The sequence below is a fragment of the Kitasatospora sp. NPDC127035 genome (assembly GCF_042726075.1).
In the GTDB taxonomy this organism is placed as follows: domain Bacteria; phylum Actinomycetota; class Actinomycetes; order Streptomycetales; family Streptomycetaceae; genus Kitasatospora.
On record NZ_JBHXDN010000070.1, the window covers coordinates 23,823 to 50,666 of the forward strand.

At 74.3% G+C, this 26,844-nt stretch carries 23 protein-coding genes; 16 read left to right on the forward strand and 7 right to left on the reverse strand.

Annotation, left to right across the window (positions count from 1 at the left end):
* The first annotated feature begins 63 nt into the window (after positions 1-63).
* From ACFWIC_RS33520 to rny, 7 genes are all read left to right on the forward strand, one after another.
* Positions 64-1,614 (forward strand): S8 family serine peptidase, encoded by a 1,551-nt coding sequence (locus tag ACFWIC_RS33520; RefSeq protein ID WP_380520738.1) that lies wholly within the window; start codon positions 64-66, stop codon positions 1,612-1,614.
* Between the two features lie 131 nt (positions 1,615-1,745).
* Entirely contained in the window at positions 1,746-2,297 is a 552-nt protein-coding gene (locus ACFWIC_RS33525) for a GNAT family N-acetyltransferase (protein WP_329949978.1), read from the forward strand.
* 29 nt (positions 2,298-2,326) lie between these two features.
* Positions 2,327-2,521, forward strand: a complete 195-nt coding sequence (locus tag ACFWIC_RS33530; protein WP_380520739.1) for a DUF3046 domain-containing protein — start codon at positions 2,327-2,329, stop codon at positions 2,519-2,521.
* A gap of 169 nt (positions 2,522-2,690) precedes the next feature.
* The gene (locus ACFWIC_RS33535; RefSeq protein WP_329950054.1) at positions 2,691-3,971 is read left to right on the forward strand and encodes an AI-2E family transporter; all 1,281 of its coding nucleotides are present in this window, start codon (positions 2,691-2,693) and stop codon (positions 3,969-3,971) included.
* Positions 3,972-4,125: 154 nt separating this feature from the next.
* Positions 4,126-5,241, forward strand: a complete 1,116-nt coding sequence (recA, locus tag ACFWIC_RS33540) for a recombinase RecA (RefSeq protein WP_329949980.1) — start codon at positions 4,126-4,128, stop codon at positions 5,239-5,241.
* A 7-nt stretch (positions 5,242-5,248) separates the two neighbouring features.
* A complete protein-coding gene (locus ACFWIC_RS33545) occupies positions 5,249-6,232 on the forward strand; it encodes a regulatory protein RecX (protein ID WP_380520740.1) in 984 nt (327 codons plus the stop codon).
* A gap of 249 nt (positions 6,233-6,481) precedes the next feature.
* Positions 6,482-7,951 (forward strand): ribonuclease Y, encoded by a 1,470-nt coding sequence (rny, locus tag ACFWIC_RS33550; protein ID WP_380357544.1) that lies wholly within the window; start codon positions 6,482-6,484, stop codon positions 7,949-7,951.
* On the opposite strand, the gene ACFWIC_RS33555 is transcribed toward rny, so the two are convergent.
* From ACFWIC_RS33555 to ACFWIC_RS33575, 5 genes are all read right to left on the reverse strand, one after another.
* Complete coding sequence (locus tag ACFWIC_RS33555; protein WP_380520741.1) at positions 7,932-9,722, reverse strand: FAD-dependent monooxygenase; 1,791 nt, start codon at positions 9,720-9,722, stop codon at positions 7,932-7,934. The genes rny and ACFWIC_RS33555 overlap by 20 nt on opposite strands.
* A 146-nt stretch (positions 9,723-9,868) precedes the next feature.
* Entirely contained in the window at positions 9,869-10,720 is an 852-nt protein-coding gene (locus ACFWIC_RS33560) for an amino acid ABC transporter permease (RefSeq protein ID WP_329949984.1), read from the reverse strand.
* Positions 10,717-11,367 carry an amino acid ABC transporter permease gene (locus ACFWIC_RS33565; RefSeq protein ID WP_329882562.1) on the reverse strand — a complete coding sequence of 217 codons (651 nt, stop codon included), beginning with the start codon at positions 11,365-11,367 and terminating at the stop codon, positions 10,717-10,719. The genes ACFWIC_RS33560 and ACFWIC_RS33565 overlap by 4 nt, the downstream gene beginning before the upstream one ends.
* 87 nt (positions 11,368-11,454) lie before the next feature.
* Positions 11,455-12,363, reverse strand: a complete 909-nt coding sequence (locus ACFWIC_RS33570) for a glutamate ABC transporter substrate-binding protein (RefSeq protein WP_380520742.1) — start codon at positions 12,361-12,363, stop codon at positions 11,455-11,457.
* A 122-nt stretch (positions 12,364-12,485) separates the two neighbouring features.
* A complete protein-coding gene (locus tag ACFWIC_RS33575) occupies positions 12,486-13,259 on the reverse strand; it encodes an amino acid ABC transporter ATP-binding protein (protein WP_329882564.1) in 774 nt (257 codons plus the stop codon).
* 441 nt (positions 13,260-13,700) lie between these two features.
* On the opposite strand from ACFWIC_RS33575, the gene ACFWIC_RS33580 reads away from it, so the two are divergent.
* Positions 13,701-14,456: a response regulator transcription factor gene (locus ACFWIC_RS33580; RefSeq protein ID WP_329882565.1), complete on the forward strand. Its 756-nt coding sequence runs from the start codon at positions 13,701-13,703 to the stop codon at positions 14,454-14,456.
* Between the two features lie 6 nt (positions 14,457-14,462).
* Positions 14,463-15,902: a HAMP domain-containing sensor histidine kinase gene (locus ACFWIC_RS33585; RefSeq protein ID WP_329882566.1), complete on the forward strand. Its 1,440-nt coding sequence runs from the start codon at positions 14,463-14,465 to the stop codon at positions 15,900-15,902.
* Positions 15,903-15,941: 39 nt separating this feature from the next.
* Here ACFWIC_RS33585 and ACFWIC_RS33590 read toward each other — a convergent pair whose 3' ends face one another.
* Positions 15,942-16,961: a TAXI family TRAP transporter solute-binding subunit gene (locus ACFWIC_RS33590; protein WP_329882567.1), complete on the reverse strand. Its 1,020-nt coding sequence runs from the start codon at positions 16,959-16,961 to the stop codon at positions 15,942-15,944.
* A 72-nt stretch (positions 16,962-17,033) separates the two neighbouring features.
* On the opposite strand from ACFWIC_RS33590, the gene miaB reads away from it, so the two are divergent.
* Complete coding sequence (miaB, locus tag ACFWIC_RS33595; RefSeq protein WP_329949986.1) at positions 17,034-18,533, forward strand: tRNA (N6-isopentenyl adenosine(37)-C2)-methylthiotransferase MiaB; 1,500 nt, start codon at positions 17,034-17,036, stop codon at positions 18,531-18,533.
* Positions 18,534-18,610: 77 nt separating this feature from the next.
* A complete protein-coding gene (locus ACFWIC_RS33600; protein ID WP_329882569.1) occupies positions 18,611-19,309 on the forward strand; it encodes a class III extradiol dioxygenase subunit B-like domain-containing protein in 699 nt (232 codons plus the stop codon).
* Positions 19,310-19,330: 21 nt separating this feature from the next.
* On the opposite strand, the gene ACFWIC_RS33605 is transcribed toward ACFWIC_RS33600, so the two are convergent.
* Complete coding sequence (locus ACFWIC_RS33605) at positions 19,331-19,594, reverse strand: antitoxin (RefSeq protein WP_329949987.1); 264 nt, start codon at positions 19,592-19,594, stop codon at positions 19,331-19,333.
* Between the two features lie 170 nt (positions 19,595-19,764).
* Here ACFWIC_RS33605 and miaA point away from each other — a divergent pair, with 170 nt between their 5' ends.
* The 5 genes from miaA to hflX all read left to right on the forward strand — a co-directional run bounded on the left by miaA (position 19,765) and on the right by hflX (position 26,800).
* Entirely contained in the window at positions 19,765-20,742 is a 978-nt protein-coding gene (miaA, locus tag ACFWIC_RS33610; RefSeq protein WP_380520743.1) for a tRNA (adenosine(37)-N6)-dimethylallyltransferase MiaA, read from the forward strand.
* 227 nt (positions 20,743-20,969) lie between these two features.
* Positions 20,970-21,500, forward strand: a complete 531-nt coding sequence (locus ACFWIC_RS33615) for a hypothetical protein (RefSeq protein WP_329882572.1) — start codon at positions 20,970-20,972, stop codon at positions 21,498-21,500.
* 121 nt (positions 21,501-21,621) lie between these two features.
* Positions 21,622-22,530, forward strand: coding sequence for a diaminopimelate epimerase (dapF, locus tag ACFWIC_RS33620; RefSeq protein WP_380520744.1), 909 nt, complete (start codon positions 21,622-21,624; stop codon positions 22,528-22,530).
* A gap of 197 nt (positions 22,531-22,727) precedes the next feature.
* A complete protein-coding gene (locus ACFWIC_RS33625) occupies positions 22,728-25,184 on the forward strand; it encodes an HD domain-containing protein (protein ID WP_329949990.1) in 2,457 nt (818 codons plus the stop codon).
* Positions 25,185-25,291: 107 nt separating this feature from the next.
* A complete protein-coding gene (hflX, locus tag ACFWIC_RS33630) occupies positions 25,292-26,800 on the forward strand; it encodes a GTPase HflX (protein ID WP_329882575.1) in 1,509 nt (502 codons plus the stop codon).
* The last annotated feature ends 44 nt before the right edge of the window (positions 26,801-26,844 follow it).

Sequence of the window (26,844 nt, forward strand, 5' to 3'; positions counted from 1 at the left end):
CCAGCCCTCCGGTGGCCGCCCGACCGCGTCCGGCCACCGGGACCGACGAGCGGAGACCGTGCCATGGCGCAGGTGGACCCGTCCGGCCGCGGTCCCGTCCCCGTCCCCGTCCGGACCGCCCGTACCGGCCCGGCCGCCCGGCGCCGGGTGCGGGGCCCCTTCCGGGTCCTGCTCGCCATGCTGCTCACCGCGCTCGTGGTGGGCGGCGCCGTGCCGTACGTCTCCGGGCCCGGCCGGTCGTACCTCAGCTACCTGGTCCTCGCCGAGCAGGCGGACGCCGCCGGGGCCGCCCTGGCCGCGGGAGAGGCCCGGGCGGCCGGCGGAGAGGTGGTTCAGGAGTACCCGCAGATCGGCGCCGTCCTCGCGTACGCCGCCGGGGGCTTCGCCGGCAAGGTCAGGGACCGGCCCGGGGTGGCCGCGGTCGGCGCGACCAGGACCGCGCCGGTGCCGGGGCCGCCCCGGTCGCTCGACGGGGCCGGCGACTTCGGCGCGGGAACGGTGCGGGCGGGGAGCGCGGACGGCCGGGACGACACCACCGCCACGGTGGCCGACCCGGGCGAGCACGACGCCTGGAACCTCGCCCTGCTCGGCGCCGCCGCCGGCCCGGGCGGCGACGCCACCCCCAACCTGCTGGGCGGCCCGGACGCCCCCGCCGCCGGGGCCCTCGGCAAGGTGCTCGTCGCGGTGCTGGACTCCGGCGTCGACGACACCCACCCCGACCTGCGCGCCGCCGTCGACCCGAAGGCCTCCGCCTCCTGCGCCGACGGCCGCCCGGACGCCCGCACCGGCGCCTGGCGGCCCGACGACGGGGTCGGCGAGAGCGGCCACGGCACGCACGTCGCCGGGATCGTCGGCGCCGCCCGGGACGGCCGCGGCGTCAGCGGGGTCGCGCCGGGCGTCCGGATCGCCGCGGTCCGGCTGCTCGGTCCGCTCGGCCAGTACTACGCGGAGAACATCGTCTGCGGGATGCTCTGGGCCGCCGACCACGGCGCCAGGGCGATCAACAACAGCTACTTCGCGGACCCGTGGAAGTACAACTGCCCCGACGACCGCGACCAGGCCGCGCTGACCGCCGCCGTCGGCCGGGCGGCCGACTACGCCCGCCGCCGGGGTGCGGTGGTGGTCGCCTCGGCGGGCAACGACGGCCAGGACCTCGGCGCCCCCCGCCCCGACGAGCGCAGCCCGAACGACCGCACCGCCGGCCCGGCGGAGTCACGGTTCGTCGGCCCCGAGTGCGTGCGGCTGCCCGGAGAGCTGCCCGGCGTGGTCACGGTGACCGCCGTCAACCGGGACGGGCGTCCGTCCGCGTACACCAACCACGGACGCGGCAGGGTCTCGCTGGCCGCGCCCGGCGGCGACCCGGACGGCGGCGCCCAGGGGGCGGTCGTCTCCGACTGGCCCGGCGACCGCTACGCCGCGCTGGCCGGCACCTCGATGGCCGCCGCGCACGTCACGGGCGCCGTCGCGGTGGCCGCCGCGCTCCACCCGGACTGGGACGCCGGCCGGCTCGCCGACCTGCTGGCCGCCACCGCGGCGGCCGCCTGCCCGCCCGGCCCGCACGCCTGCGGCGACCGGCAGTACTACGGGGCGGGGACGCTGACGCTGCCGCGCTGACGCGGCGGGCGGGCCGCGCGGGGGCGAGGTCGCGGGCCGGGCGGGTCCCCGGCGGGTGCCGGGGGCGCGGCAGGGGCGTGAGGTGCGGAAAACCGGGTGACGGGCGGGGCGGGGTGGGTGAGGATCGGACCATGGAGGTCTTCCTCACCACCGAGCGGCTGGTGCTGCGCCGCTTCACCGCCGCCGACGCCGACCACCTGGAGGAGCTGGACGGCGACCCCGAGGTGATGCGCTACCTCACCGGTGGCCGGGCCACACCGCGCGAGGTCGTCGAGAACACCCTGCTGCCGCTGTACTTCGACCACTACCGCCGGTACGGCGACCTCGGCTGGTGGGCCGCCGAGGAGCGGACGGGCGGGGCCTTCCTGGGCTGGTTCGAGTTCCGGCCGCCGGACGGCGACCGCACCGAGGTCGAGCTCGGCTACCGCCTGCGGCGCGCTGCCTGGGGGCACGGCTACGCCACCGAGGGCGCCCGGGCGCTGATCCACCGGGGATTCACCGAGCTCGGGGTGGAGCGCGTGGTGGCCTACACGATGGCGGTCAACCACGGATCGCGGCGGGTGATGGAGAAGTCCGGGCTCTCCTACGTCCGGACCTTCCACGAGGATTACCCCGAAGCGATCCCGGGCAGTGAGTACGGCGAGGTCGAGTACGCACTGGTGGCGGCGGACCGGCGGGCCTGACGGCGGGCCGGTCCGGGATACTGGTGGGCATGAGGCTGACGGAGTTCTGGCGGCGGACGCACGCACACTTCGGCGAGGTGTACGCCGAGTCCTTCGCGACCGACCACGTGATGAGCGAGCTGGGCGGTCGGACGGTCCGGCAGGCGCTGGAGGCGGGCTGGGAGGCCAAGGACGTCTGGCGGGTGGTCTGCGAGACCCAGGGAGTCTCCGCGGTTCTCCGCTGATTCCGGCCCGATGCTCGAACGGGCGTCGGACATGGGTCAGACTGTGCGGGTGAAAAGCAGTGCAGAACCGCAGAATTCGGACAGGTCGGCGCAGGTCGCCGACGAGGCCGCGGGCTCCCCGCCCGCCTCGCCGCCCCGGACCGCCACCGACGGTCTCTGGGGTTCCGGGATGCCGCGCTGGCTGCCCCGGGCCATGGTGCTGGCACTGCTCATGGTCGGGCTGTTCCAGCTCGCCGACTGGGCGTTCCACCAGCTGATCGACCTCTTCGTGATGCTGCTGGTCTCCTTCTTCCTGTCCTTGGCCCTGGAGCCGGCGGTCGACCGGATGGCGGCCCGCGGGGTGCGCCGGGGGGTCGGCACCTTCCTGGTCTTCGTCGCGGTGGCGATCGCGGTGGGCGGTTTCCTGGCCGCGCTCGGCACCCTGCTGGTCGACCAGGTGGCGAAGATCGCGGGGGACCTGCCGCACCTGCTCGACAGCCTGATCGACTGGATCAACCGGACCTTCAACCAGGACCTCTCGCTGGACGAGCTGCAGAAGAAGCTGCTCAAGGACTCCGGCGCCATCGAGACCTACGCCCAGCAGGCCGCCGACAACGTCTGGGGCGTCTCCTCGACCCTGATCGGCGGACTGTTCCAGGCCTTCACCGTCGGCCTCTTCACCTTCTACTTCACCGCCGACGGCCCCCGGGTGCGACGGACCGTCTGTTCGCTGCTGCCGCCCGCCAAGCAGGGCGAGGTGCTGCGCGCCTGGGAGATCGCGCTGGCCAAGACCGGCGGCTACCTCTACTCCAGGGCGCTGCTCGCCGTGGCGTCGACGTTCGCGCACTGGGTGATGTTCGCCGTGGTGGACCTGCCGTACGCGGCCGCGCTGGCGATCTGGGTCGGCGTCATGTCGCAGTTCGTGCCGACCATCGGCACCTACCTGGCGGGGGCCCTGCCGGTGCTGGTGGCGCTCACCGTGGAGCCGGTGGACGCACTCTGGGTGCTCGCGTTCGTGGTGGTCTACCAGCAGATCGAGAACTACCTGCTGCACCCGCGGATCACGGCGAAGACGGTGGACGTCCACCCGGCGGTGGCGTTCGGTTCGGTGATCGCCGGGGCCGCGCTGCTCGGCGCGGTCGGCGCGCTCATCGCCATCCCGGCGGCAGCCACCCTGCAGGGCTTCGTGGGGACGTACGTGCGCCGCTACGAGGTGGCGACCGACCCGCGGATCGACCGGGGCGAGCAGCGCCGGCTGCGGCGGGCGCTGCGCCGGGAGGCGGCCCGCCGGCTGCGGCGGATGGTCGGCGGGGGGTCGGACGGCGCCGCGGGCAGGGGCGCCGGCTCGAACAAGGACGCCGGCTCGAACAAGGGCGCCGGGTCGGACCGGGGCACCGGCGCGGGGCCCGGTGCCGGTCAGGGACCGAAGGGCGGGGACGGCAAGGAGGGCGGGGGGAAGCGGGGCGAGTAGGCCGAACGGCTTCGGCTTGAATCGAACACTTGTTCTTTGTACTCTCCGGCGAAGAGTTTTCCCCAGGCCGAGCCCGGTCAGGGTCGATTGTCAGTGGGACGCGCTAGCGTCGATGACGATGAAGCGCACAGCACAGAACCCGAGGGTGGAAGCCATGGCAGGCACGGACCGCGAGAAGGCTCTTGAGACCGCACTCGCCCAGATCGAGCGGCAGTTCGGCAAGGGCTCGGTGATGCGCCTGGGCGAGAAGGCCAACGAGCCGATCGACGTGATCCCCACCGGGTCCACCGCCCTGGACGTCGCCCTCGGCGTCGGCGGCATCCCGCGCGGCCGGGTGGTGGAGATCTACGGTCCCGAGTCCTCCGGCAAGACCACGCTGACCCTGCACCTGGCGGCCAACGCCCAGCGGGCCGGCGGCACGGTCGCCTTCGTCGACGCGGAGCACGCGCTCGACCCGGACTACGCCAAGAAGCTCGGCGTGGACACCGACGCCCTGCTGGTCAGCCAGCCGGACACCGGCGAGCAGGCCCTGGAGATCACCGACATGCTGATCCGCTCCGGCGCGATCGACCTGGTGATCATCGACTCGGTCGCCGCGCTGGTCCCGCGCGCGGAGATCGAGGGCGAGATGGGCGACTCGCACGTCGGCCTGCAGGCCCGGCTGATGAGCCAGGCACTGCGGAAGATCGCCGGTGCGCTGAACCAGTCGAACACCACCGCGGTGTTCATCAACCAGCTGCGCGAGAAGATCGGCGTCATGTTCGGCTCGCCGGAGACCACGACCGGTGGCCGCGCGCTGAAGTTCTACGCCTCGGTCCGTCTCGACATCCGCCGGATCGAGACCCTGAAGGACGGCACCGAGGCGGTCGGTAACCGCACCCGGGTCAAGGTCGTCAAGAACAAGGTCGCCGCGCCGTTCAAGCAGGCCGAGTTCGACATCCTCTACGGCGTGGGCATCAGCCGCGAGGGCGGTCTGATCGACATGGGCGTCGAGCACGGCTTCATCCGCAAGTCGGGTGCCTGGTACACCTACGAGGGCGACCAGCTCGGCCAGGGCAAGGAGAACGCCCGCAACTTCCTGAAGGACAACCCGCAGCTGGCCGACGAGATCGAGCGGAAGATCAAGAGCAAGCTCGGCATCGGCCCGAAGACGGCGGAGCCGGTCGAGGCCGAGGCTGCGGACACCGCCGAGGGCGGGGCCAAGCCGATCACCGCGACCGCCGCCAAGACGGCAGCGGCGAAGAAGACGGCGGCGGCCGCCAAGGCCTGATCCGTTGATGCAGCACAGTGGGCCGGCGGGCAGCGCGCCGGTGGACGGCCCGGACGACGATGACGACGGCCCGCCGGACTGGTTCGCGGCCGTGGCCGACCCCGCGCCGGCAGCACCGCCGCCGGCCCGGGCGGCGGACCGGCGGCCGTCCGGTCGAGCAGCGGCGGACGGCCCGGCGGACGCGGGCGACCTCGGGTTGGTCACGGCCTCCGAGCTGCCCGCAGGGCGGCGCCGTCGCCGCTCGGCGCTGGAGGAGGAGAGCTCCGGCCCCGGTGCCGGGGAGAGCCGGGCCGGGGCGGCCGGTCACGGGGGTGTGGCCGCCCCGGCCCGATCTGCAGCGTCCCGGACCGCAGCGCCCTCCGCCGGGCGGCCCGCGTCCGGGCGGCGGTCCCGTGGGCGGGCCGGGCGGTCGGAGCCGAGCGAGGCGCCGGGCGCCGACGCGCGACGCTCCCGGGCGGAGGAGTCCGTCGACCCCGCGACGCGGGCACGGGACATCTGCCTGCGGCTGCTCACCGGCGCGGCCAAGAGCCGCAAACAGCTCGCCGACGCCCTGCGCAAACGGGAGATCCCGGACGAGGTCACCGAGGAGGTGCTGACCCGGCTGGAGGAGGTCGGTCTGATCGACGACGCGGCCTTCGCCCGGGCGTGGGTGGAATCCCGGCACGCCGTCCGCGGACTCTCCCGTCGGGCGCTGGCCCAGGAGCTGCGGACCAGGGGAGTGACCGGGGAGCAGGCCGAGCAGGCCCTCGCCCAGCTCGACCACGACGACGAGACCGAGGCGGCCCGGGCCCTGGTCGACCGCCGGCTCCGGACCACCCGGGGCCTGGAGCGGCAGGCCCGGACGCGCCGGCTGGTCGGCATGCTGGCCCGGCGCGGCTACTCCGAGGGCCTGGCCTTCCGGGTGGTCCGCGCGGCGTTGGACGAGGAGGAGCCCGCGGAGTCGGTGGACGCCGGAACGGAAGGGGACGGACCGTCCGATGCCTGGGACTGACGCCCGGGACTGACACCGGGGACTGACGCCCGGTCGGCTCCGGGCGGATCGTGGGGTCGGCCGACTACCAAGCCAGTCTTGACCGTTTCGTGACCCGCGCTTAGCCTCGCACTCAGTGCGGGAGCACATCGATCATTCCTCGGCCGCCCCCGGCCGGTCGCCCGGTCGCCTCCGTGACCAGGCAGGTCCGGGACCGGCCGCGCGGTTGGTCCCGGGCGTCGTGCCGCCACGGGACGGGGAGTGGGCAGGATGAGGATCGCGGTGAGTGCCGGATCGGCCACCTCCTCGCTGGTGGCGGTCCTGCCGGCCGTCGCCGTGGTGGCCGTCGTCGGAGTGGCGGTCCGGCTGACCGTCGGGCGTCTGCGGCACGTGCGGCGTCGGGACGCCGCCGAGACCGAGCGGACCAGGCAGCGGGCGGAGCAGCAGGCCGCCCGGCTCCGGGCCGAACTCGACCGGCGCGAGGAGCGGTTGACCGAGGAGCTCGACCGGCTCCGGACGCGCGAGGGCGAACTGGCCGAACGCTCGGCCGCGTTGGAGCGGGCCCGGGGCGAGGCGGCGGCACTGGTCCGCCGCCGGGCCGAGGAACTGGAGCGGACCGCCGGGCTCTCGGCGGACCAGGCCCGCGCCGAACTCGTCCGCGAGGCGGCGTCCGAGGCCCGCCGGGAGGCGGCGGTCACCGTCCGGGAGATCGAGCGCGAGGCCCGCGACGAGGGTGAGCAGCGGGCCCGGGGGATCGTCGCCGGGGCGATCCAGCGGCTGGCGGCCGAGCAGACCGCCGAGACCGCGGTGTCGTCGTTCCGGCTGCCGAACGAGGAGATGAAGGGCCGGGTGATCGGGCGTGAGGGCCGGAACATCCGGACGTTCGAGGCCGTCACGGGCGTCAACCTGATCATCGACGACACCCCGGCGGTGGTGCAGCTCTCCTGCTTCGACCCGGTCCGCCGGGAGGCGGCCCGGCTCACCCTGGAGCACCTCGTCGAGGACGGCCGGATCCACCCGTTGCGGATCGAGCACGTCCACGAGCGCAGCCGTGAGGAGGTCGAGCGGCGCTGCGTGCGGGCCGGCGAGGACGCGCTGCTGGCCGTGCGGATCGGCGGGATGCATCCGGACCTGGTCCGCACCCTCGGCACGCTCCGCTACCGCGCCTCGTACGGGCAGAACGTACTGGGCCACCTGGTGGAGTCGGCGCACCTGGCCGGGCTGATGGCCGCCGAGCTGGGGGTGGACCCGGAACCGGTGCGCCGCGCGGCGCTGCTGCACGACATCGGCAAGGCGCTCAGCCACGAGGTGGAGGGGAGCCACGCGGCGGTCGGCGCGGACCTCGCCCGGCGGCACGGCGAGTCGGCGGACGTGGTGCACGCGATAGCGGCGCACCACGGGGAGGTGGATCCGCGGACCGTCGAGGCGGTGCTCACCCAGGCGGCCGACGCCTGTTCGGGCGGTCGGCCCGGCGCGCGCAGGGAGTCGTCGGAGACGTACGTGCGCCGGCTGGAGCGGTTGGAGGAGATCGCCCGGGCGCACGACGGCGTGGCCGCGGTGTACGCGATGCAGGCCGGCCGGGAGGTCCGGGTGATGGTCCGGCCGGAGGTGGTGGACGACCTCCGGGCGCAGGTGATCGCCCGTGAGGTCGCCAGGAAGGTCTCCGAGGAGCTGACCTATCCGGGGCAGATCCGGGTCACGGTGGTCCGGGAGAGCCGGGTCACCGAGGTGGCCCGCTAGGTTCGGCGGCCGGCTCGGGCTCCGACCCGGCCGCGGGTTCGGCCGCGGAACCGGCTCCCGACCGGGGCTCGGCGTCGGGCTCGGTGACGGCCTCGGGCTCGGTCTCTCCGCCGGTCAGCGAGGCCGGACCGCCCCGGGCCCCGTCGGCCAGGGCCCGGAGGTCCTCGGCCGCTGCGCCCCGGGTGACCCCGACCAGGTGCCCGTCGGGCCGGATCAGCAGGACGGTGTGCGGTCCGGCCCCCGGGTAGGCCTCGGTGACCAGGACCGCGGCCGGCACCGGCAGCGACGCGGCGACCTCGGCCAGCCGGGGCATCAGCCCGGCTCCCAGCCAGTGCTCGGCGGACCAGACGGTGGTACCGGGGGCGACCAGCAGCAGCAGGAAGTGGGTGCCGAGGCGGGCGTGCAACTGGTCCGGGGTGCCGTCGGCGGCGAGTACCGGCAGGTCCGGGACGAGCACGCCGGGGGCGGTGGCTGGCAGCAGTTCGCTGAGCGTGGTGGTGCCGCGCGCGCCGCGCTGGACCGGGACCCGGCCGGGCACGCCGGAGGGGGCCGCCGGGTAGGCGGGGACGCCGCCGAACCGGCCGGTGCCCAGCTGGCCGTCGGCGAGCATCGGCGCGTGCTTGCGGAACGAGCCGGTGAAGAGCGAGCGGCGGGTGGCCTGCCAGCCGCGCAGCGGGCGCAGCAGTGGCATGGCCTGGTCGACCGCGCGCAGCCGGGCGCCGACCGCGCCGCGCCGCTCGGACTCGTACCCGTCGAGGAGGGATCCGCCGGGCTGGGGGCCGCCGGAGTGGAGGTGCCACGCGAGGGAGAGCCGCCAGGCGAGGTTGTCGGCGTCGCGCAGGCCGTCGGCGAGGTTCTGCATGCCGAGTGCGCCGTGCAGGTGGGCGGCGTCGCCGGCGAGGAAGCAGCGGCCGCTGCGGAAGCGGGCGGCCAGCCGCTGCTGGGCGGTGTGGTCGGCGGCGGCGAGCAGGTCGAAGCGGGGGAGCTCGCCGCACCAGCCGGTGAGCGTGGCGGTGACCCGGGTGAGCAGGGTGTCGCCGGTGACGATGCCGGGCCAGGTGGCGTGCGGGTCGACCGTCTCGGCGGGCGCCGGCCGGCCGGGGGGCAGCCGCCAGTCCAGCCGCCAGACGCCGTGCGGCAGCGGGCGGGCGGAGGCCTCGCGGTCGCCGCGCCACGGGGGCTCGCGGTGCAGCCGGGGCTCGGTGAACGGCAGGTCGACCCGGACGGTGGCGATGGCGCTGCGGTCGACGGCCGGGCGGCCGGGGAAGCGGATCTTCAGGAGCTTGCGGACGGTGGACCGGGCGCCGTCGCAGCCGACGAGGTGGCTGCCGCGCCACCAGGTCTCGGTGCCGTCCTGCGGGTTGCGGGTGTGGACGCTGACGCCGTCGCGGTCCTGGTCGAGCCGGGTGACCCGGCTGAGCGGGACCAGCCTGACCAGGGGGGTGCCGGTGAGGGCGTCCCGCAGGCCGCGCTGGAGCCGGTGCTGGGGCAGGTGCAGGACCGGGGTGTCGGCGAGGTCGATCCGGAGCACCTCCTGGCGGCGTCGCCAGATGGTGAAGGCGTCCCACCGGGCGGCGTCGGCGACGGCCCGGGGGTAGCCGATCCGGCTCAGGAGGGCGGCGGTGTCGGCGCCGAGGACGACGCTGCGCGGGCTCTCGGGGGAGAGCCCGGAGCCCTCGTCGAGGACGACGGTCGGCACCTCGTGCCGGGCGAGGGCGAGGGCCAGGGCCAGGCCGACCGGCCCGGCCCCGACCACGATCACCGGGTCCATGCCGGGACCTCCGGGCACGGACGGTCCGGTGCGGCGCGGCCGGGGACCTCCGGGCAGGGGCAGGTCGACGGGGTGGCGTCATATGCCGCGTGGATGCTCCCGGATGGTGTCACGAAGAGCAATGCAACAGTTCACCTGCGTGTCCGTCAAGCAGCAGCTGAAGTGCGCCGGTTCGCGCCGCGTCGGCCACGTGCCTCGATCCACCGGGCGAGCGCGGTGAGCAGCAGGCACATCGCGATGTAGATCGGCCCGATCACCAGCACCACGGGGATGTAGGGGAAGCCCGCGGCATTGAGCGGCTGGGTGGCGATGGCCTTGCCGACGAACAACAGCTCGGGGTAGGTGATGATGAAGCCGAGCGACGTGTCCTTGAGGGTGACGACCAGCTGGCCGATCATCGTGGGCAGCATCGAGCGGACCGCCTGCGGGACCAGGATGGTGGTCATCACCTGGCTCTTGCGCAGGCCGAGCGCGTATCCGGCCTCTCCCTGGCCCCGCGGGACGGCGTTGACGCCGCTGCGGATGATCTCGGCCTGGACCGAGCCGTTGTAGAGGGTGAGCCCGAGCACCAGGGCCCACATCGGCTCCTTGGCGAAGAAGGCGTAGTAGAGCGCGACGATCAGGATCAGCAGCGGCATCGCCCGGAAGAACTGGACGAAGGAGACGGCCGCCCAGCGCACCGGCCGGTGGTCGGAGAGCTGTCCGGCGGCGAGCAGCGCGCCCAGGGCGAGCGAGCCCGCGGCGGCCAGCGCGAAGGCCTCCACGGTGGCCAGCAGGCCGTCGACGATCCGCTGCTGGATGGTGTTGTACGCGAACGCGTCCCAGAGCTCGGCCTCGAACTGGCCGTTGTCGGCGAGCGCCGTGACGGCGTACCAGAGCAGGCCGGCGATCGCGAGCAGCGACAGGACGCCGAACGCGCGGTAGCGGGAACGGGCCCGCGGGCCGGGGGCGTCGTAGAGGACGCTGGCCGTGGAGGGGCGGGTGAAGAGGGAGATCATCGGGCCACCGCCAGTCGGGTCTCCAGGAAGCGGAACAGCAGGGCGATGGTGGCGCTGATCGCGAGATAGGCGCAGGCCACCCAGAAGAAGATCGCGAAGATCGAGTAGCCGTCCTCGGAGAAGGTCTGCTGCGCGCTGTACAGCTCGCTGACGCTGAACGCGCCGGCGATCGCCGAGTTCCTCGGCAGGGCGATGAAGACGCTGCTCATCGGGGCCAGTACGGTCCGCGCCGCCTGCGGCAGGACGATCTGGGTGAGGGTCTGGCCGAAGGTCATGCCGAGGCTGCGGGCGGCCTCGGCCTGGCCGAGGGGCACGGTGTTGATGCCCGAGCGCAGCACCTCGCAGACGAACGCGGCGGTGTACCCGCCGAGGGCCAGCACCGCGAAGGTGAGGTGGTCGAAGTGCACGCCGAGCGGCGGGAGCCCGAACGTCACGGCGAAGAACAGCAGGGTGAGCGGGGTGTTGCGGAAGAGCGTCACCCAGGCCGTGCCGAAGCCGCGCAGCACCGGGACGGGGGAGACCCGGAAGGCCGCCAGCAGGGTGCCCAGCAGCAGGGCGAGCAGCGCGCTGAGCGCGCTCAGCTCGATCGTCTGCAGGAAGCCGTCGCGGAACAGCGCGAAGTTGCCGTCCTCGAACAGGAATCCCATCCGGCGGCCCTCCTCTCAGGGGGTCGGTGATTCAGGTGGTCCGGGGGAGGGTGGTCGCCGCCGGACGGGGCCGGCGGCGACCGGGGGTCAGTAGCGCTCCAGGGGCGGCGGCTGCGGGGCGGTCGAGCCGGAGAGGCCGAGGGTGGCGTCGTAGGCCTTCTTCCAGTCGCCGTTGTCCTGGTGGGCCTTGAGCGCGTCGCTGATCGCGTCGCGGAGCGCCTTGTCGTCCTTGTTCAGGCCGACGCCGTAGTTCTCCTTGGTGAACGGCTTGCCGACCACCTTGAGCTTGGGCGCGTACTTGGAGGCGTAGCCCTTGAGGATGGCGTCGTCGGTGGTGACCGCGTCGACCTCGCCGGACATCAGCTTCTCGACGCAGGCCGAGTAGGTGTCGAACTGGGTGATCTTCGGCGAGTACTGCTGGATGTTCTTGATCGAGGTGGAGCCGGTGGCGGTGCAGACGTTCTTGCCGTTGACCGACTCCGGGCCGGTGATCGTGGTGTTGTCGGACTTCACCAGCAGGTCCTGGCCGGCGATGTAGTACGGGCCGGCGAAGGAGACGGACTTCTTGCGCTCGTCGTTGATGCTGTAGGTGCCGACGTAGAAGTCGATCTGGCCCTTGGAGATCGCGGGCTCGCGCTGCGAGGAGACCAGGGTCTGCCACTTGATCTGCTGCGGCGTGAAGCCGAGGTCGGCGGCGACCATCTTGGCGATCTCGATGTCGAAGCCGCTGCGGTCGTTGGTGGCGAGGTCCTCCCAGCCGAGGAACGGCTGGTCGGACTTGGCGCCGATGATCAGCTGGCCGCGCTTCCTCGCCTCGGCCAGGGCGGGCGAGTCCACCTTGACGTCGGACTTCACGGCGTAGGTGGGCAGGGCCGGCGCGGAGCTGCTGCCGGAGCTCGCCTTGTCGGCGCCCGGCGTGCCGTCCTTTCCGCAGGCGGCGGTGGCGGTGAGCGCGACGGCACAGAGCGCGACGGCGAAGGTGCGACGAGTCCTCATGAGGGTAGCTCTCCTGGGGCTTGGCCACGGTTCAACCGGGCTCTGGCGGAGGGAAGTTCGTTTGCGGCAGGCGGGCCGGCGGCGGCGCCCGTGCCGCCGGCGGCCGGAGCCGGCCCGGCGGGTCAGTGGTGCAGGATCTTCGAGAGGAAGTCCTTGGCGCGGTCCGACCGGGGCGCCGTGAAGAAGGCCTCGGGGGTGTTCTGCTCGACGATCCGGCCGTCGGCCATGAAGAGCACCCGGTTGGCGGCGGAGCGGGCGAAGCCCATCTCGTGGGTGACGACGACCATCGTCATGCCGTCGGCGGCCAGCTGGCGCATGACCTCCAGCACCTCGTTGATCATCTCGGGGTCGAGCGCCGAGGTGGGCTCGTCGAAGAGCATCACCTTGGGGTTCATCGCCAGCGCCCGGGCGATCGCGACGCGCTGCTGCTGCCCGCCGGACAGCTGGGCCGGGAACTTGTCGGCCTGCGCGGCGACGCCGACCCGCTCCAGCAGCTCCCGGGCGGTCCGCACGGCCTGGTCCCGGGCGATGCCGCGGACCTTGACCTGCCCGATCACCACGTTCTCCAGCACGGTCTTGTGCGCGAACAGGTTGAAGCTCTGGAACACCATGCCGACCTCGGCCCGCAGCCGGGCGAGCTCCCGGCCCTCGGCGGGCAGCGGGCGGCCGTCGATGGAGATCGTGCCGGAGTCGATGGTCTCCAGCCGGTTGATCGTCCGGCAGAGCGTGGACTTGCCCGAGCCGGAGGGCCCGATCAGGACCACCACCTCGCCCTGGGCGATCTCCAGGTCGATGTCCTGGAGCACGTGCAGTGCGCCGAAGTGCTTGTTCACATTGCGCAGGACCACCAGAGGAGCGGCGTCGGCGCGGGAGTCCTTGGTGAGGCTCGTGGTCATCGCGCCTGCTCCCTCGTGTCGGCCCAGGGGAGGCGAACTCCCTTGGGCGGCAATGGTGGTAGGAATCCCGAGGGCCGCGGCCGGCGGAGCCGCAGCCCTCGGTGGGCTGACCATAGGAGCCCTGACGGTGTCACGTCAGCCGATCTGAGCGGAACTTGAGGATCACGATCCGGCCACACGACGGGTGCGGACTGTTCACCGGGGCCCTGTACGGGCACAGTGACAGCGTCCGGCGCCCCCTGTGACGGCCCCGCCGGGCCGCGGTGACAGCGGGCGCCCGCCCCGCCGCTCCCCGTCCCAACGGGTTCCGGCGGCCGGTCGAGCCTGGCGCCCGGGCCCCGGCTGGCCCATACTGCGCAGGACCGGGACCTGCCCGGGAGGGGGGCCGTGGCGACCACGAGAAGACCCCCGGGAACGTCGGGGAGAGGAGGAAGAACCGAGATGCGACTACTGCTCGTGGAGGACGACGAACGCGTGGCCGCGGCACTCGTCGCGGTGCTGGGCCGGCACGGTTTCCAGGTCAGACACGCCCGCAGCGGCCACGAGGCGCTCGACGCGCTGGTACCGGACGGCAACGAGCCCTACCGGGTGGTCCTGCTCGACCTCGGACTGCCCGACCGCGACGGTTTCGAGGTGTGCAGCCGGATCCGCGCCGGCAGCGGCGTACCGGTGATCATGGTGACCGCGCGCGCCGACATCCGCTCCCGGATCCACGGCCTCAACCTGGGCGCCGACGACTACGTCACCAAGCCCTACGACATGGGCGAGCTGCTCGCCCGGATCCACGCCGTGGCCCGCCGCGGCACCGCGCCGGCCGCCGTCGCCGCCCCCGCGCCGGACGCCGTGCCGCAGCAGCGCGGCCCGCTGGAGTCCCGCGGCATCGTGATCGACCGCGAGCGCCGCCGGGTCAGCGTGGACGGCCGGGACGTGCCGCTCACCCGCAAGGAGTTCGACCTGCTGGCGCTGCTCGCCCAGAGCCCCGGCGTGGTCTACCGCCGCGAGCAGATCTTCAGCGAGGTCTGGCGCAGCGGCTGGGAGGGCAACGGCCGCACCCTTGAGGTGCACATCGGTTCGCTGCGCACCAAGCTCGCCCTGCCCGGCCTGGTCGAGGCCGTCCGGGGCGTCGGCTACCGGCTGATCCCCGAGTCCCCGGCCGCCGTCGCCGAGACGCCGCCCCCGGCCCGCGCGGAGCACTGACCGCACGTGCGCACCCGCCTTCTCGGCATCCTGATCGCGCTGATGCTCTGCGTCCTCGCCGCGCTCGGACTGCCGCTCGCCGCCGCGGTCGCGGCCGCCGAGCAGAGCCGGGTGGTGGTCGACCGCCTGGACGACGCCGCCCGGTTCGCCCAGGACCTGCCCACCTCGGGCGTGTCCGGCCTGGAGTCCGCGCTCAAGGGCGACCCGCAGCCGGCCCCCGGCGACCTCAGCCGCCGGCACGCCCTGGGCAACGAGGTGGTCCGCTACCACGAGCTGTACGGGGTGCGGATCGGCATCTTCCAGCGCGACGGCATGCCGATCGCGGTCGCCCCGGCCGACTGGCGGGTGCCGGTCGCCGGCTGGGGCGAGCAGGCCTTCCAGGAGGCGCTCGACGGCCGGCGCAGCCACAACCCGCCCCAGGTCTGGCCGTGGACCCCGGACCGGACGCTCACCGTCGCGACCCCGGTGGTCCGGGACGGCGACGTGGTCGCGGTAGTGCTCAGCGAGTCCCCGACCGGCGCGCTGCGCACCCGCGTCCTGCACCGCTGGCTGGTGATCGGAGCCGGTGAGGCCGCCGCGATGATCGTCGCGGTGCTGCTGGCCGGCCGGCTCACCGAATGGGTGCTGCGCCCGGTCCGCACCCTGGACCGGGCCACCCACGACATCGCCACCGGCCGGATGAACGCCCGGGTGGCGCCCGGCGGCGGACCGCCCGAGCTGCAGCGGCTGGCCCGGTCGTTCAACGAGATGGCCGACCACGTGGTGCTCGCCCTCGACCAGCAGAAGGCCTTCGTCGCGGACGCCTCGCACCAGCTGCGCAACCCGCTGGCGGCGCTGCTGCTGCGGGTCGAGGTGCTGGGCCTGGAGCTGCCCGAGGGGCACGACGAGGAGCTCGGCGGGGTCCGCGAGGAGGGTGTCCGGCTGGCCCGCGTGCTGGACGACCTGCTCGGGCTGGCCACCGCCGAGCACGCCCGCCCCGAGCCGGAGCCGACCGACCTCGCCGTGCTCGCCCTCGCCAGGGCCGACGCCTGGCGGCCGGTGGCCGCGCAGCGCGGGATCGAGCTGGCCTGGGAGGGACCGGCCCTGGCGCTCGGCCTGGCGGATCCGATCGGCTTCGGGAGCGCGTTGGACGCGGTGCTCGACAACGCGATCAAGTTCGGGCCGGACGGGAGCCGGGTGCGGGTGCTGGTCGCGGTACGGCGTGACGAGGTCGCGGTGACCGTCTCGGACCGGGGGCCGGGCCTCACCGAGGAGGAACTGGCCCGGGCCGGCGACCGGTTCTGGCGCAGCGCGCGCCACCAGAACGTGGACGGCTCGGGCCTCGGGCTGTCGATCGCCCGCACCCTGCTCCAGGCGGCGGGCGGCTCGCTGACCTTCGGCGCGGTCGTGCCGACCGGTCTGGCGGTCACCCTGGCGGTGCCGCGGGCGACCAGGAAGCAGCTCTAGAGCGCCCCGCCCCGGCCCCGGCGGCAGCCGGGGCGGCCGCTACGGCTTGACCGAGCGGTAGTAGCGCATCGCGCCCTCGTGCAGCGGGAGCGGGTCGGTGTAGACGGCGGTGCGCAGGTCGACGAGCTGGGCGGCGTGCACCTGGGCGCCGATCTGGTCGCGGCTGTCTATCACCGCCCCGGTCATGCCCTGGACCAGGTCGTCGTCGACGTCGGCCCGGGTGATCAGCAGGTTGGGGACGGCCACGGTGGCCACGGCGTCCTTGGGCTCGGCGTTGGGGTAGGTGCCCTTCGGCATGGTGGCCGCGCGGTAGGCGTCGGTGCCGCCGCCCTCGACCTTGTGGACCGCCTCGGCGAGGTCGCCGAGCGGCACGATCCTGATCCGGACGTGGTCGGACAGGTCGGTCAGCGCGCTGGTCGGCAGTCCGCCGGACCAGAAGAACGCGTCCAGCTCGCCGGCCCGCAGGCCGTCGGCCGCGTCGCCGATGCCCAGGAAGGCGGGCTTGATATCGCGGTCCGGGTCCAGGCCGGCGGCGGCCAGCAGCCGCCGGGTGACCAGGTTGACCCCGGACAGCGACTGGCCGACGCCCACCCGCAGGCCCTTCAGGTCGGCCGTCCGGCGGACCGGCGAGGAGGCCGGGACGACCAGCTGGAGGTAGTCGTCGTAGAGCCGGGCGATCGCCCGGAGCTTCTCCCGGCCGGGCCCGGAGTACTGGGCGACGGCGTCGGCGGTGGCGATCGCGAAGTCGTCGCGGCCGTTGGTCACCCGGGCCAGGTTGTCGATCGACCCCTCCGAGTTGTCCAGCCGCAGCCGGACCCCCGGCATCGCCTTGGCGACGTGGGTCTCCAGCAGCTGCCCGTACCGGTCGTACACCCCGCGCTTCACCCCGGTGGCGAAACCGGTGTCGCCCTGCGGGTAACCGGGCGAGCGGCTCTCCGAGAGCCACCAGCCGCTGAGGCCCGCCGCCACCAGGACCAGCACCATCGCCACCCGCCAGAGCGGGCGGCGGGCCGCCGTGCGGACGGCGCTGCCGAGGTGGGTGCGGGTGTCGGGGGCCATGCAGGGATAGTGCCAGGCGCATGCGGCGAACGGGAGGGGAAAGTCGTTCGCGGCTGCCCGTACCCTGGTCGGGTGAGCGGTGACAGCGGATCGAAGAGCTACAGGGTCGTCACGTACGGCTGCCAGATGAACGTCCATGACTCCGAGCGGCTCTCCGGGCTGCTCGAGGACGCCGGGTACGTGAAGGCCGGGCAGGAGGGCGACCCCGACCTGGTCGTCTTCAACACCTGCGCGGTCCGGGAGAACGCCGACAACAAGCTGTACGGCAACCTCGGGCAGCTGGCACCGGTCAAGACCCGTCACAAGGGCATGCAGATCGCCGTCGGCGGCTGCCTGGCCCAGAAGGACCGCGACACCATCGTCCGCAAGGCACCCTGGGTCGACGTGGTCTTCGGCACCCACAACATCGGGCACCTGCCGGCGCTGCTGGAGCGGGCCGCGGTCGAGCGCAAGGCCCAGGTCGAGATCCTGGAGTCGCTGGAGACCTTCCCCTCCACCCTGCCCACCCGCCGCGAGTCCGCGTACGCCGCGTGGGTCGCGATCTCGGTCGGCTGCAACAACACCTGCACCTTCTGCATCGTCCCGGCGCTGCGCGGCAAGGAGGAGGACCGCCGCCCCGGCGACGTCCTCGCCGAGATCGAGGCGCTGGTCGACGAGGGCGTCATCGAGGTCACCCTGCTCGGCCAGAACGTCAACGCCTACGGCTCCGACCTGGGCGACCGCGAGGCGTTCTCCAAGCTGCTGCGCGCCGCCGGGCAGATCGAGGGCCTGGAGCGGATCCGCTTCACCTCGCCGCACCCGCGCGACTTCACCGACGACGTGATCGCCGCGATGGCCGAGACCCCGAACGTGATGCACCAGCTGCACATGCCGCTGCAGTCGGGCTCGGACACCGTGCTGAAGGCGATGCGCCGCTCGTACCGGCAGGAGCGCTTCCTGGGCATCATCCGCAAGGTGCGGGAGGCGATGCCGGACGCCGCCATCTCCACCGACATCATCGTGGGCTTCCCCGGCGAGACCGAGGAGGACTTCGAGCAGACCATGCACACGGTCCGCGAGGCCCGCTTCACCAACGCCTTCACCTTCCAGTACTCCAAGCGCCCCGGCACCCCGGCGGCCGACATGGCGGACCAGATCCCCAAGGCCGTCGTCCAGGCCCGCTACGACCGGCTGATCGCCCTCCAGGAGGAGATCTCCTGGGACGAGAACAAGAAGCAGGTCGGCCGCACCCTGGAGGTCCTGGTCGCCGAGGGCGAGGGCAAGAAGGACGACAAGACCGACCGGCTCTCCGGCCGCGCCCCCGACAACCGGCTGGTCCACTTCACCCGCCCGTCGGGGCCGGTCCGGCCCGGCGACATGGTCACGGTGGAGATCACCTACGCGGCCCCGCACCACCTGCTGGCCGAGGGGCCGGCTCTCGCGGTGCGCCGCACCCGGGCCGGGGACGCCTGGGAGAAGCGCCAGGCCCGGCCGGCCGCCAAGCCGGCCGGCGTGATGCTGGGCCTGCCGTCCGTCGGAGCCCCGGCGGCGCTGCCGCTCGCCGCCCCGGCGGGCGGCTGCTGCGGCGACTGAGCGAGCTCCGCGCGCGGCGGCCCGGCGGGATCACGGATCCGGCCGGGCCGCTCGCGTTGTTCGTTACAGTGATCCACATGCTGGTTGCCGCCGCCGTCTGCCCCTGCCCGCCGCTGCTCGTCCCGGAGGTCGCCGCCGGGGCGGCCGCCGAACTGGAGCCGCTCCGCGCGGCCTGCGACGAGGCGGTGGCGGCGGTGCTCGCCGCCGCTCCGGACCTGCTCGTGGTGGTCGGCACCGGCCCCGAGCCCGAGGTGTGGACCGAGGGCGGCGCCGGCTCCTTCCACCGGTACGGCGTGCCGCTGGTGGCCGCGCTGCCGGGCGGCCGGGCCGAGGGTCCGGAGCTGGCGCCCGCGCTGACCGTCGGTGCCTGGCTGCTGCAGCGGGCCGGGGTGACCGTGCCCACCCACGCCTGTGCGGTGCCCGCCGACGCGCCCGCCGACCGGATGCTCGGGCTGGGACAGGGCCTGGCCGGGCTGGCCGACCGGGTCGGGCTGCTGGTGATGGGGGACGGCAGCGCCTGCCGCTCGGTCAAGGCGCCCGGCTACCTGGACGAGCGCGCCGAGGGGTTCGACGCCGCGTCGGCGCGGGCCCTGGGGTCGGCGGACACCGCGGCGCTGGCCGCGCTGGACGCGGACCTGGCCGCCGAGCTGAAGGCCGAGGGACGGGCCCCCTGGCAGGTCCTGGCCGGCGCCGCGGAGGGCGCCGGCCTGACCGGGCGGCTGGGCTACCAGGACGCCCCGTACGGGGTGGGTTACCTGGTCGCGGCCTGGAGCTGACCCTCCGGGCGGGGGCGTCCGTCAGACGGTCGGCCCCGGGGTGCCGCCGGCGGGGGCGTCGGGGCCGGACGCCGGGGGCTTGTGGGCGAAGTCGTCCACCGCCCCCTTGGCCTTGCTGGTGCCGTGCTCGATCTTCTCGGCGTACTTGCCCTTGGTGGCCTTGTCGATCGCGCCGCCGGCTTTGTCGACCGCCTGCTCGATCTGCGCGCTGTGCTTGCCGGCGAACTCGCCGGCCTTGTCCTTGAGCTCTCCGGCCTTGCCCTTGAGGTTGTCCATCAGACCCATGACGCCTCACCCTTCCTCGTCCGTTTCCCTCACAACGTCCGTCGCGGGCGAACCGTTCGCAAGGACCCGGCGCGGCCGAAAACGGAGGTAATCGGTCATATGGTCGCCCGATCGGACGGGCCGGCCGGGGAGGGCCGTCGGCGGGTCGCCGTTTTTGGCAGACTTGACCGGTGAGCAGCTCCCCCACCGCCCCGCCCGCCCGCCCCGTCGAGCCCGGCCGGCCCCGCGTCGTCTCGGTCGTCGGCGCGACCGCCGCCGGCAAGTCCGACCTGGCCGTCGCCGTCGCCCGCGCGCTCGGCGGCGAGGTGATCAACACCGACTCGATGCAGCTCTACCGGGGCATGGACATCGGCACCGCCAAACTCACGACGGACGAGCGCGGCGGGATCCCGCACCACCTGCTGGACATCTGGGACGTCACCGAGGCCGCCAGCGTCGCCGAGTACCAGCGGTCGGCCCGGGCCGTGATGGACCGGCTGCTCGCGGCCGGCCGCACCCCCGTCCTGGTCGGCGGCTCCGGGCTGTACGTCCGGGCGGCGATCGACGAGATGGAGTTCCCCGGCACCGACCCGGAGGTCCGCGCCCGGCTGGAGGCCGAACTGGCCGAAGCCGGCCCGTACGTGCTGCACCGGCGGCTGGCCGCACTGGACCCCGCCGCGGCCGAGGCGATCCTGACCGGCAACGGCCGGCGGATCGTCCGCGCGCTGGAGGTCATCGAGATCACCGGGCAGCCGTTCACCGCCAACCTGCCGACGAACACCGCCGTGTACGACGCCGTGCAGATCGGCGTCGCGGTGCCCCGGCCCGAGCTGGACGAGCGGATCACCCTGCGGGTGGACCGGATGTGGCAGGCCGGGCTGCTCGACGAGGTGCGGGAGCTGGAGAAGGCCGGCCTGCGGGAGGGGCGGACGGCCTCCCGGGCGCTCGGCTACCAGCAGGTGCTGGACCACTTCGCGGGGGAGTGCACCGAGGACGAGGCGCGCGCCGAGACCGTCCGGGCCACCAAGCGGTTCGCCCGGCGACAGGAGTCGTGGTTCCGCCGGGACGACCGGATCCACTGGCTCGCCCGCCCGGCCGGCACCGATCCGGTCGAGCTGCTCGGCCGCTCGCTGGAGCTGATCGACCGTCAGGAACCCGCCGTCCGATAGGCGGTTTCCGGCCACCCGGCGGTGCAGCTGCGCGCGCAGACGGGCGTGCAGGACGACCCGGCGGTCACGGCCGGATCACGTGATGGCCACGGATCACCCGTCTACCCCGGTCAGGCCCGGAACGCCCCCCTGGACATGCCATCATCGATGCCATAAGGGATCGGCCGGGCGGCCGATCGTGCCCGGCCGCGAGTTCGCACTCGTGTCGAACTGTCAGGGGAGGCCGCGTGTCGACGGGTACCGGCCCCGAAACCGGCCAGAGCGCCGGACAGCGGAGCGGCCGTGCCGCCACCGCGCAGGCCGACGGCCTCGACGCCTCGACGCTGCCCGATCTGCCGGTCCTGCCGGGCCTCGACGCACCCACCTCCTACGCGGTCGCGCTGCCGGCGCTGGACAGCGCCCCGGCCGGTGCCGTGCACGAGCGTGAGATCCGCCCGCGCCGCCGGCTCCGCTGGTGGCAGACCCTGCCGATCGCCCTGCTGGCCACCGCCGGTTCGCTGATGTTCGCCTTCCCGCTGGCGTTCGGCTCGGCCGGGGCCGGGTCGGCGATGATCGGGATGCTCGGCCTGCTGCTCACCGCGGCCTCGGTCGGCTGGGGCGCGATGGCCGCCCGGCACGCCGGCTACAAGTGGCCGGGTCTGCCGCGCCGCGGCACCGGCGAGCGGGCCGGGTGGAAGTCGATCGTGATCTACACGCTGATCGTGCTGGCCGCCTGCGCGCTGGCCCTGTGGCGAGTGGTCCGGCTCTCCGGTCGGTAGGGCCCGGGTGCGGCCGTCCGGTTCGTCCGCGCGGCCCGTCCGTCCCGTGCTGCCCCGCCCGTCCGTCCGCCCGGTGGAACCGGAGCGCGGCCGTCCGGCCCGGCTCGGTAGCATCGGGAGGGTGACCGCCTCCTCCGCTCAGCCCGTCGGCCTTCCCTTCCTCAAGGGGCACGGCACCCAGAACGACTTCGTCATCGTCCCCGACCCGGACGGCCGGCTGGACATCGGCCCGCGCGCCGTCGCCGCGCTCTGCGACCGCAGGGCGGGGATCGGCGGGGACGGGCTGCTGCGCGTGGTGCGCTCCGCCGCCGACCCGGCCGCGGCCGGCCTGGCCGACCGGGCCGAGTGGTTCATGGACTACCGCAACTCGGACGGCTCGATCGGCGAGATGTGCGGCAACGGGGTCCGGGTCTTCGCCCGCTACCTGGTCGAGGCCGGGCTGGCCGAGCCGGGCGAGCTGGCGGTGGCCACCCGGGCCGGGGTGCGGACGGTGCGGATCGCCGAGGACGCCGAGGACGGCACGCCCGGCGAGGTCACCGTGGACATGGGCCGCGCGGTGCTGCCCGGTCCGGACGGGATCGAGGTCGCCGTCGGCGAGCGGCGCTGGCCGGCCCTGAACGTGAACATGGGCAACCCGCACGCGGTGGCCTTCGTCGAGAGCCTGGACCACGCCGGCGACCTGCTGGCCGCGCCTGCGACGAGCCCCGAGGGGGCCTACCCGGAGGGCGTCAACGTCGAGTTCGTGGTGGACCGGGGCCCGCGCCACGTCGCCATGCGGGTGCACGAGCGCGGCTCCGGCGAGACCCGCTCCTGCGGCACCGGCGCCTGCGCCGTCGCGGTGGCCGCCGCCCGCCGGGACGGCGTCGACCCGGCGGTCACCGGCGAGGCCGTCACCTACACGGTGGACGTCCTGGGCGGCCGGCTGATGATCACGGAGTACCCGGACGGCCGGGTGGAGAAGACCGGTCCGGCGGTGATCGTGGCCCGTGGCGAGCTGGAGCCCGGTCTGACGGCCACACGGGAGGGGTGACACCCGCACGGCAGTGCGGAGCCGGTCGCGTCGGGCGGTGTGGTCGGCAGGTTTGCCCAATCCGTATGCGGCCGAATCCCCCCGTTCGGGTGATACCGATGACGGACGGGAAGCAGGGCATCGCGGAACGTGCTCTGCTCGGTAGCATGGACCACCGGGTCGGCCCAAGCTCCCGGTGACCGCTGCCGGAGGTGCCGATGACCATCGAAGCCGGGCAGCCCCTGGCGGGGCAGCCGACGACCGCACGGCAGGCCGGGCCCAGACGGCCCCTCGGAGGGCTGGGCCGGGCCGCCCTCGGCCGGGCCGGCCGGGCCGCGCTGCTGGCCACCGACCGCCCGCCGGTGCCGGACGCCCTCGAACCGCTGGTCCAGGCGCACCGGCGGCACCACCCGCAGGCCGACCTAGGCCTGCTCGGGCGCGCCTACCGGCTGGCCGAGGCCAGCCACCGCGGGCAGAAGCGGAAGAGCGGCGAGCCCTACATCACCCACCCGCTCGCCGTCACCATGATCCTGGCCCAACTCGGCGCCGGGACGACCACGTTGGTCGCCTCGCTGCTCCACGACACCGTGGAGGACACCGAGTTGACGCTGGAGCAGGTGGGCGCCGGGTTCGGGCCCGAAGTCGCCTACCTGGTCGACGGGGTGACCAAACTGGAGAAGGTCGACTTCGGCGCCGCCGCCGAGGCCGAGACCTTCCGCAAGATGCTGGTCGCCACCGGGGACGACGTCCGGGTCATGGTGATCAAGCTGGCCGACCGGCTGCACAACATGCGCACCATCCGGCACATGAAGCCGGCCAGCCAGGTGCGGATCGCCAAGGTCACCCGGGACGTGCTGATCCCGCTGGCCGAACGGCTCGGGATCCAGGTGCTCAAGGCGGAGCTGGAGGACATCGTCTTCGCCACCCTGCACCCCGAGGAGCACACCCGCGCCCGCGCCCTGCTCACCCGCCACGAGGCGGGCCAGGACACCCTGTTGGAGCCGTTCGCCCGGGCCCTGGACCGCCAGCTCGCCGAGGCCGGGATCGCCGCCGAGGTCACCGTCCGCCCCCGGCACGGCGTCTCGCTGCACCGGGTCCTGCTCAAGCGGGCCGCCGCGCCCGGCCCGGACGGCAGGCCGCAGGGGCCGCAGCCGGCCGACTTCGGGCGCCTGCTGGTGGTGGTCGAGGAGAACGCCGACTGCTACGCCGTGCTCGGCGAGCTGCACACCTGCTGGACGCCGCTGCCCGGCGAGTTCAAGGACTTCGTGGCCGCCCCCAAGTTCAACCTCTACCAGTCCCTGCACACCGCGGTGGCGCTGGCCGGCGGCGAGGTCGTCGAGGTGCTGGTGCGCACCCGGCGGATGCACGAGGTCGCCGAGACCGGCGTGGTCGCGCTCGGCGACCCCGGACAGCCGGGCGGCGGCGACCAGGGCGGCGACGAACTGGACCGCACCGACCCGGCCCGGCCCGGCTGGCTCTCCCGACTGCTGGAGTGGCAGCAGGAGACCCCGGACCCGGACGCCTTCTGGTCCGCGCTCACCGCCGACCTGGCCGGGGACCGCGAGATCACCGTCGTCACCGAGCACGGCGAAACGCTTCAGCTGAGGGCCGGCGCCAGCTGCGTGGACGCCGCGTACCTGCTCGGCGAGGAGACCGGCCACCGCTGCATCGGGGCCCGGGTGAACGGCCGGCTCACCGCGCTCTCCACCGTCCTGCGGGACGGCGACCGGGTGGCCATCCTCACCGACGAGCCCGCGGCGCCCGCCGGGTCCGCGACGCCCGACGGCGCCGGGACGCCCGGCCGGGAGGACGGCGCCCCGTCCGGGCCCGGCCGCCACCGCGCCGAACCGTCCGGCCCGGCGCCCGAGTGGCTGGCGCACGTCCGGACCCCGGCGGCCCGGCTGGCCATCGAACGCTGGCTGGCCGACCACCCGCCGCGCCGTCCGGTGGTCCGCACCGGCCCCTCGGCCGGGCAGCCGGCGCCGCCCGCGCACCGCGCCGCCCCCGACCGGCCGGCCGCCCCGGTCACCGTGGCCGGCCGCCCCGGTGCTCCGGTCCGGCTGGCGCGCTGCTGCACCCCCGTACCGCCCGACGCGATCGCGGGCTACCCGATCCGGGGCGGCGCGGTCGCCGTGCACCGGGCCGGCTGTCCGGCGGGGGAGCGGATGCGGGCCGACGGCCGCGGTGCGCTGGAGGTCGACTGGCGGCCGGGCGCGCCGCCCGCGGGCTACCGGGCCACCCTGCGCGCCGAGGCGCTGAACCGGCCCCGCCTGCTCGCCGACCTCACCGCGGCGATCTCGGAGGAGGGGGTCGGGATCGTCTCCGCCGAGGTCGAGCCGCCGCAGGAACTCCGGGTCCGGCACACCTACACCGTCGAGCTGCCCGACCCGGCCTCGCTCGCCGCCGTGCTCCGGGCCATGCTGAAGGTCTCCGGCGTGTACGACGTCAGCCGTCCGCACGCCCCGGCGGGCGGCGGCGGAGGGCGGACCCCGGCGGGCGGGGCGCCGGGGGAGGCCGTGCGGGAGGGGCCGGCGGACTCGCCGGGCGACGCGCCGCCGGAAAATGGGGATGACCGGTCCGCACCGGGCGTGCGAACATCATGGGGAATTCACGGCCGGACCGCGGCGTTCACCGGGCAGAGGAGTCTCAGCCGGTCCCTCGGTCCCGAGGGGTAGCTCACACCTCGCCCGAGTGGTAGACGGGGCGGCAGCTGGGCAGACTCCGGGCACGACCGTCCGTACGGTCGCGCACAGGCCACCCGTACCAGCAGCCTAAGGACAGAATGACCTCCACGTTCGACACCCGCGACCACGCCGACGCCCCGCGCCGCACGGACGGTCTGCGGGCGGAAGCCCTCATGGACGAGGACCTCGCGGCCATCGACGAGGACCTCGGCCACCACTACGACGGCGACCAGTACGACCGCAGCGAGCGTGCCGCGCTGCGCCGCGTCGCCGGCCTCTCCACCGAACTCCAGGACGTCACCGAGGTCGAGTACCGACAGCTCCGCCTGGAGCGCGTGGTGCTCGTCGGTGTCTGGACCGACGGCACCGTCGAGGAGGCGGAGAACTCGCTCGCCGAGCTCGCCGCCCTGGCCGAGACGGCCGGCTCCGAGGTGCTGGACGGCGTCATCCAGCGCCGCGACAAGCCCGACGCCGCCACCTACATCGGCTCCGGCAAGGCCAAGGAACTGCGCGACATCGTCGCCGCGACCGGGGCCGACACCGTCGTCTGCGACGGTGAGCTCACCCCCGGCCAGCTGATCCACCTGGAAGACGTGGTCAAGGTCAAGGTCGTCGACCGGACGGCCCTGATCCTCGACATCTTCGCCCAGCACGCCAAGTCCCGCGAGGGCAAGGCGCAGGTCTCGCTCGCGCAGATGCAGTACATGCTTCCGCGCCTGCGCGGCTGGGGTCAGTCGCTCTCCCGGCAGATGGGTGGTGGCGGCGCCGGCTCGTCCGGCGGCGGCATGGCCACCCGTGGTCCCGGTGAGACGAAGATCGAGACCGACCGTCGTCGGATCCGCGAGAAGATGGCGAAGCTCCGCAGGGAGATCGCCGACATGAAGAAGGGCCGCGACACCAAGCGGCAGGAGCGCCGGCGCCACCAGGTGCCGTCGGTCGCCATCGCCGGCTACACCAACGCCGGCAAGTCCTCCCTGCTCAACCGGCTCACCGGTGCGGGCGTGCTGGTGGAGAACTCCCTGTTCGCCACCCTCGACCCGACCGTGCGCCGGGCGCAGACGCCGAGCGGCCGGGTCTACACCCTGGCCGACACCGTCGGCTTCGTGCGGCACCTGCCGCACCACCTGGTCGAGGCGTTCCGCTCCACCATGGAGGAGGTCGCCGACGCCGACCTCATCCTGCACGTGGTGGACGGCTCGCACCCCGAGCCGGAGACCCAGCTGGCCGCCGTCCGCGAGGTGGTCGTCTCGGTCGACGCGCAGAACGTGCCCGAGATCGTGGTGATCAACAAGGCCGACGCCGCCGACCCGCTGGTGCTCCAGCGGCTGCTGCGCCGCGAGCCGCACGCCATCGTGGTGTCGGCCCGCACCGGCCAGGGCATGGAGGAGCTGCTCAAGCTCATCGACGACGAGCTGCCGCGCCCGGCCGTCGAGGTGCACGTCCTCGTCCCGTACACCCAGGGCGGCCTGGTCTCCCGGGTGCACGCCGAGGGCGAGCTGATCGCCACCGAGCACACCGCGGACGGCACGCTGCTGCACGCCAAGGTGCCGGCCGAGCTGGCCGCCGAGCTGGAGCGCTACACCGTGGCGCTGACGCCGCAGGGCTGATCCGGTACGCCGACGGGCCCCGGTCCGCCCTCCCTCGGGAGGGC

Bases quoted from the DNA above. Each gene is read 5' to 3' on its own strand.
- ACFWIC_RS33520 (WP_380520738.1), top strand. From the start codon at position 64: ATGGCGCAGGTGGACCCGTCCGGCCGCGGTCCCGTCCCCGTCCCCGTC.
- ACFWIC_RS33525 (WP_329949978.1), top strand. From the start codon at position 1,746: ATGGAGGTCTTCCTCACCACCGAGCGGCTGGTGCTGCGCCGCTTCACC.
- ACFWIC_RS33530 (WP_380520739.1), top strand. From the start codon at position 2,327: ATGAGGCTGACGGAGTTCTGGCGGCGGACGCACGCACACTTCGGCGAG.
- ACFWIC_RS33535 (WP_329950054.1), top strand. From the start codon at position 2,691: ATGCCGCGCTGGCTGCCCCGGGCCATGGTGCTGGCACTGCTCATGGTC.
- recA (WP_329949980.1), top strand. From the start codon at position 4,126: ATGGCAGGCACGGACCGCGAGAAGGCTCTTGAGACCGCACTCGCCCAG.
- ACFWIC_RS33545 (WP_380520740.1), top strand. From the start codon at position 5,249: ATGCAGCACAGTGGGCCGGCGGGCAGCGCGCCGGTGGACGGCCCGGAC.
- rny (WP_380357544.1), top strand. From the start codon at position 6,482: ATGAGGATCGCGGTGAGTGCCGGATCGGCCACCTCCTCGCTGGTGGCG.
- ACFWIC_RS33555 (WP_380520741.1), bottom strand. From the start codon at position 9,722: ATGGACCCGGTGATCGTGGTCGGGGCCGGGCCGGTCGGCCTGGCCCTG.
- ACFWIC_RS33560 (WP_329949984.1), bottom strand. From the start codon at position 10,720: ATGATCTCCCTCTTCACCCGCCCCTCCACGGCCAGCGTCCTCTACGAC.
- ACFWIC_RS33565 (WP_329882562.1), bottom strand. From the start codon at position 11,367: ATGGGATTCCTGTTCGAGGACGGCAACTTCGCGCTGTTCCGCGACGGC.
- ACFWIC_RS33570 (WP_380520742.1), bottom strand. From the start codon at position 12,363: ATGAGGACTCGTCGCACCTTCGCCGTCGCGCTCTGTGCCGTCGCGCTC.
- ACFWIC_RS33575 (WP_329882564.1), bottom strand. From the start codon at position 13,259: ATGACCACGAGCCTCACCAAGGACTCCCGCGCCGACGCCGCTCCTCTG.
- ACFWIC_RS33580 (WP_329882565.1), top strand. From the start codon at position 13,701: ATGCGACTACTGCTCGTGGAGGACGACGAACGCGTGGCCGCGGCACTC.
- ACFWIC_RS33590 (WP_329882567.1), bottom strand. From the start codon at position 16,961: ATGGCCCCCGACACCCGCACCCACCTCGGCAGCGCCGTCCGCACGGCG.
- ACFWIC_RS33600 (WP_329882569.1), top strand. From the start codon at position 18,611: ATGCTGGTTGCCGCCGCCGTCTGCCCCTGCCCGCCGCTGCTCGTCCCG.
- ACFWIC_RS33605 (WP_329949987.1), bottom strand. From the start codon at position 19,594: ATGGGTCTGATGGACAACCTCAAGGGCAAGGCCGGAGAGCTCAAGGAC.
- ACFWIC_RS33625 (WP_329949990.1), top strand. From the start codon at position 22,728: ATGACCATCGAAGCCGGGCAGCCCCTGGCGGGGCAGCCGACGACCGCA.
- hflX (WP_329882575.1), top strand. From the start codon at position 25,292: ATGACCTCCACGTTCGACACCCGCGACCACGCCGACGCCCCGCGCCGC.